This window comes from Kitasatospora sp. MBT63 (genome assembly GCF_000710465.2).
Classification (GTDB): domain Bacteria; phylum Actinomycetota; class Actinomycetes; order Streptomycetales; family Streptomycetaceae; genus Kitasatospora.
In genome coordinates, this window is the sequence record NZ_JAIZ01000361.1 from 10,600 (window position 1) to 16,142 (window position 5,543).

Sequence of the window (5,543 nt, forward strand, 5' to 3'; positions counted from 1 at the left end):
ACGACGGGGTCCTCCTGCGGCGGTGGTTGTGCGGGGGTCAGACGGTGAGGGCCAGGCGGTTGATGGCGGCCAGCGGGATGGGCAGCCAGCTGGGCCGGTGGCGGGCCTCGTACACGACCTCGTAGACCGCCTTGTCGATCTCCAGGGCGCGCATCAGCTCCGGTGCGGCCGCGGGGTCGGCGCCGCCGCCCGCGGTGTAGCCGGCGCAGTACGCGGCCCGGTTGCGGGCCGCCCAGGCGGCGGCCAGGTGGGCGAGCTGCGGGTCGGTGCCGGGGGAGCCGGCCAGCAGGTGGGCGGCGGCGTAGTCGAAGGAGCGGAGCATCGCCGCGACGTCGCGCAGCGCGGGCTGCGGCAGCCTCCGTTCGGCCAGCGGCTTGGCGGGCTCGCCCTCGAAGTCCAGCAGCACCCAGCCGTGCGGGGTGCGCATCGCCTGGCCGAGGTGCAGGTCGCCGTGGATCCGCTGGACCTGCAGGCCGTCCAGGTGGTCCGCGGTGAGCTGCTGGAAGGCGCCGCGCAGCGCCGAGCGGTAGCGCAGCAGCCCGGGGACGGTGGCGACCGCGCTGTCCAGCCGGTCGGCCATCGCGCCGGCCAGCCGGGCGATCCGCTCCCGGTCGAGCCGGTCGACCGGCATCGACCGGGCCAGCACCCGGTGCACCTCGGCGGTGGCCCGGCCGAGCCGGTGCGCCTCGATGGCGAAGTTGCCGGGGGAGGGGTCGCCCTTGAGCCGGGCGACCTGGTCGAGGGCGAGCTCCCAGCCGTCCTCGGCGTCCGGCAGGTAGCGCTGGAGCAGGCCGAGAGTGGCCGGTTCCGATCGCTCCAGCCGGCTCTCGAACCACGCGGCGACCCGCGGGATCCGGGTGGAGCCGGCCCGGGAGAGGGCCAGTGAGAGTTCGAGGTCCGGGTTGGTGCCCGGGCTGATCCGGCGGAACAGCTTGAGGATGAAGGCGGTGCCGTAGATCACCGAGCTGTTGGACTGCTCGGCGGTGGAGGCCCGGCCGGGCAGGTTGCCGGGCAGCCCGGGCCCCGGGGTGCGGCGGAAGGACAGCGGGCCGAACCGGTCGCCGGTGGCCAGGTGCTCCAGCAGCCGCCCCGTCAGCTCCGGGTCGTGCACCGCGTCGTACAGCATGGCGCCGTCGTAGGTGGTGCCCTCCAGCCGGCCGAGGACGGCGCCGGGCGGGATGCCGCCCGGCTCGTTCGAGCGGATTCCGAGCAGGAGCTGGTAGATGTCGCCCTGGGCGGCCGGCCCGGTGCCCTGCTCGACCCGCAGCAGCAGGTGCAGCAGGGCGGGGTCGCCGACCTGCAGGGGCGTGCCGACCACCGGGGTGAGCCCGGTGATGGCCCGGCCCTTGCCGGCGTACCAGCGCTGGGTGGGGAGCCAGGCGGCGATCAGCGGCAGCGCTGCGTGGACCAGCTCGCTGACCCCCGCAGCAGTTCTCCGGGCCCCGGATCCGCGCGTGCTGACGGCCCCGGGGGCGCCGTCGGGCGTGTCGCGGTGCACTTGGGCTTGAGAACGGGAGGTTTCGGACATGACTCCCTTTCCCCGGAAGCGGGCGGACTGCCCGACGGGTCCTGGCCGGGTCCGTCAGTCTTCCGGATTTCGGCGGCGCGGCGGCGACGGCACGCGAGCGGGGCTCGGGTGTCACGCCATAGTGTGGGTGGCCGTTGGGCTGTTCTCCGTACGCGGTGGTGCAGAGGCCTCCGGGGGCGCGGGGTGCTGCTCTCGCGCCCCCGGAGGGTTCGGTGCTGTGGGGCCTGGTGGATCGTTACTTCGGCGCCGCGAGCTACTTGGCGCCGGGCTTGCGCAGCTGGAACCAGTAGAAGCCGTGCCCGGCCAGGGTGAGCAGGTACGGCCACTCGCCGATGGACGGGAAGCGCACGCCGCCGATCAGCTCGACCGGGTACCGCCCGCCGTACCGCCGCAGGTCCAGTTCGGTCGGCTGTGCGAAACGCGAGAAGTTGTTCACGCACATGACCAGGTCTCCCTCGTACTCGCGCACGAAGGCCAGCACTGCGGGGTTGCTGGAGGGCAGCTCGGTGTAGCTGCCGAGGCCGAACGCAGGATTGAGCTTGCGGATCTCGATCATGCGACGCGTCCAGTGCAGCAGTGAGCTCGAACTGCTTTGCTGCGCTTCGACGTTGGTCACCTGATAGCCGTACACCGGGTCCATGATGGGCGGCAGACTGAGCCTGCCCGGGTCGGCGGAGGAGAAACCCGCGTTGCGGTCCGGCGTCCACTGCATCGGGGTCCGGACACCGTCCCGGTCGCCGAGCCAGATGTTGTCGCCCATGCCGATCTCGTCGCCGTAGTAGAGCACCGGGGAGCCGGGCAGCGAGAGCAGCAGGGCGGTGAAGAGCTCGATCTGGTTGCGGTCGTTCTCCAGCAGCGGGGCGAGCCGCCGGCGGATGCCCACGTTGGCCCGCATCCGCGGGTCCTTCGCGTACTCCGCGTACATGTAGTCGCGCTCCTCGTCGGTGACCATCTCCAGGGTCAGCTCGTCGTGGTTGCGCAGGAAGATGCCCCACTGGCAGCCGGACGGGATGTCCGGGGTCTTGGCGAGGATCTCGGAGACCGGGTAGCGGGACTCCCGGCGCACGGCCATGAAGATCCGCGGCATCACCGGGAAGTGGAACGCCATGTGGCACTCGTCGCCGCCGGAGGCGAAGTCGCCGAAGTAGTCGACCACGTCCTCCGGCCACTGGTTGGCCTCGGCCAGCAGCACCGTGTCCGGGTAGTCCGCGTCGATCTCCTTGCGCAGCCGGCGCAGGAACTCGTGGGTCTCCGGGAGGTTCTCGCAGTTGGTGCCCTCGCGGGCGTACAGGTACGGCACCGCGTCCAGCCGGAAGCCGTCGATCCCCAGGTCCAGCCAGAACCGCAGGGCCGCGATCACCTCCTCCTCGACCCGCGGGTTGTCGTAGTTCAGGTCCGGCTGGTGGGAGAAGAACCGGTGCCAGAAGTACTGCTTGCGGACCGGGTCGTAGGTCCAGTTGGAGGTCTCGGTGTCGACGAAGATGATCCGGGCGTCCGGGAACTGCTTGTCGTCGTCGGCCCACATGTAGAAGTCGCCGTACGGGCCGTCGGGGTCGTTGCGCGAGGCCTGGAACCAGGGGTGCTGGTCGCTGGTGTGGTTGACCACGAAGTCGATGATCACCCGCATCCCGCGCAGGTGGGCGGCGTCCACGAACTCGACGAAGTCGGCGAGGTCGCCGAACTCGGGCAGCACCGACTTGTAGTCCGCCACGTCGTAGCCGCCGTCGCGCAGCGGGGAGGCGAAGAACGGCGGCAGCCAGAGGCAGTCCACGCCCAGCCACTGCAGGTAGTCCAGCTTCTCGGTGAGCCCCTTGAGGTCACCGACCCCGTCGCCGTTGCTGTCCTGGAAGGAGCGCACCAGGACCTCGTAGAAGACCGCGCGTTTGAACCAGTCGGGGTCCCGGTCCTTGCTCGGCGTCTCGGCGAAGGTGTCGGGGACGGGCTCGTTGACTGTCACTGAGGATGCCTCCGAACGGTGAGGAGGTGGGCCGGCCCGGCGGACGGGTCGAGCCGGACGTAGTTGTGCCGGGCCCAGGTGTAGGTGGCACCGGTGAGCTCGTCGTGCACGGTGATCGGGTGGTCGCCGTCGAGGGTGACGGTCGCCTCCTGGGCCTGCCTCGGGTCCAGGTTGACCACCGTGATCACGTGGTCCTCGATGCCGTCCTCGGTGGTCGCCGACTTGGAGTAGGCGATGACCTGGTCGTTGTCGGTCGGGTGGAAGCGCAGGTTGCGCAGCTGCTGGAGGGCGGGGTGCCGGCGGCGCAGCCGGTTCAGCGCGGTCAGCAGCGGGGCGAGGGTGTCCTGGCGGGTCCAGTCGCGCGGGCGCAGCTCGTACTTCTCCGAGTGCAGGTACTCCTCCGAGCCCGGGTGGGCCGGCTCGTTCTCGAAGTGCTCGTAGCCGGCGTAGACGCCGTAGCTCGGGGCCAGGGTGGCGGCCAGCACGGCCCGGACGGCGAAGGCGGCGCGGCCGCCGTGCTGGAGGTACTCGGGCAGGATGTCCGGGGTGTTGGCGAAGAAGTTCGGCCGCATGTAGGCGGCCGCGTCACCGCTGAGCTCGGTGAGGTACTCGGTGAGCTCCTGCTTGGTGTTGCGCCAGGTGAAGTAGGTGTAGGACTGGTGGAAGCCGATCTTGCCGAGGGTGTGCATCATCGCCGGGCGGGTGAAGGCCTCGGCGAGGAAGACCACGTCGGGGTCGGTGCGGGCGATGTCGGCGAGCACCTTCTCCCAGAAGCTCACCGGCTTGGTGTGCGGGTTGTCGACCCGGAAGATCCGCACCCCGTGTGCCATCCAGAACCTCAGGACCCGCAGGGTCTCCTTGACGATCCCGTCGAAGTCCTGGTCGAAGTTGACCGGATAGATGTCCTGGTACTTCTTGGGCGGGTTCTCGGCGTACGCGATGGTGCCGTCGGCGCGGTGGGTGAACCACTCCGGGTGCTTGTTCACCCACGGGTGGTCCGGGGAGCACTGCAGCGCGAAGTCGAGCGCCACCTCCAGGTCCAGCGCGGTGGCCTCGGCGACGAAGTGGTCGAAGTCCTCGATGGTGCCGAGGTCCGGGTGGACCGCGTCGTGGCCGCCCTCGGGGGAGCCGATCGCCCACGGCGAGCCGACGTCCCACCGGCCGGCCGTCAGGGTGTTGTCCGGCCCCTTGCGGAACGCCCGGCCGATCGGGTGGACCGGCGGCAGGTAGACCACGTCGAAGCCCATCGCGGCGACCGCGGGCAGCCGCTCGGCGGCGGTCCGCAGCGTCCCCGACACCGGTGGGGTGGCACCCGAGGCGTCCACCACGGCCCCCTCGGAGCGCGGGAAGAACTCGTACCAGCCGCCGAACAGCGCGCGCTGCCGGTCCACCTGCAGCGGCAGCGGCCGCGAGGCGCTGACCAGCTCGCGCAGCGGGTACCGGGCGAGCAGGGCCGTCACCTCCGGGGCGAGCGCGGCGGCGTAGCGGCTGAGGGTCGGCAGCCCGGTGTCGCGCAGCGCGTCCACGGCGGCCAGCACGTGGGCCCGGCCGTCCTTCTTCGGCACCCCGGCGGCGGCCCGCTCCAGCAGCAGCGCGCCCTCCTCCAGGACCAGCGCGGTGTCGATCCCGGCGGGCAGCTTCACCGCGGCGTGCCGGCGCCAGGTGGCGACCGGGTCGCTCCACGCCTCCACCAGATACGACCAGCGGCCGGGGGCGGTCGGGGTGACCTGCGCGCCCCAGCGGTCGGTGCCCTCGGCCAGCTCGCGCATCGGCGTCCAGGGGCCGCTGCGGCCGCGCGGGTCGCGCAGCACCACGTTGGCGCTGACCGCGTCGTGCCCTTCCCGGAAGACGGTGGCGGTGACCGTGAAGGCCTCCCCGACCACGGCCTTGGCCGGGCGGCGCCCGGCGTCGACTAGGGGGCTGACGTCCAGGACGGGGATGCGGCCGATCACGGTGTCGCTCTCTGTCGTCTTGCGGGCGGTGGACTTGCGGGCGGCGCTCTTCGCGGGGGCCGGCCGGCGCGCGGCGCCCGCGGCGCCGCCGCTGCCCGCGCCCGCG

3 protein-coding genes are annotated in these 5,543 nt (G+C 72.0%); all 3 read right to left on the reverse strand.

Annotation, left to right across the window (positions count from 1 at the left end):
• Nucleotides 1–37: 37 nt before the first annotated feature.
• The 3 genes from AA75_RS21130 to AA75_RS21140 all read right to left on the reverse strand — a co-directional run bounded on the left by AA75_RS21130 (nucleotide 38) and on the right by AA75_RS21140 (nucleotide 5,437).
• Nucleotides 38–1,528 (reverse strand): maltokinase, encoded by a 1,491-nt coding sequence (locus AA75_RS21130; RefSeq protein ID WP_033821720.1) that lies wholly within the window; start codon nucleotides 1,526–1,528, stop codon nucleotides 38–40.
• Between the two features lie 253 nt (nucleotides 1,529–1,781).
• A complete protein-coding gene (gene treS, locus AA75_RS21135) occupies nucleotides 1,782–3,485 on the reverse strand; it encodes a maltose alpha-D-glucosyltransferase (RefSeq protein WP_033821721.1) in 1,704 nt (567 codons plus the stop codon).
• A complete protein-coding gene (locus AA75_RS21140) occupies nucleotides 3,482–5,437 on the reverse strand; it encodes an alpha-1,4-glucan--maltose-1-phosphate maltosyltransferase (RefSeq protein WP_033821723.1) in 1,956 nt (651 codons plus the stop codon). Before AA75_RS21140 ends, treS begins: the two co-directional genes overlap by 4 nt.
• Nucleotides 5,438–5,543: the final 106 nt, after the last annotated feature.

Coding starts and splice junctions, on each gene's coding strand:
- AA75_RS21130 (WP_033821720.1), bottom strand. CDS start 1,528: ATGTCCGAAACCTCCCGTTCTCAAGCCCAAGTGCACCGCGACACGCCC.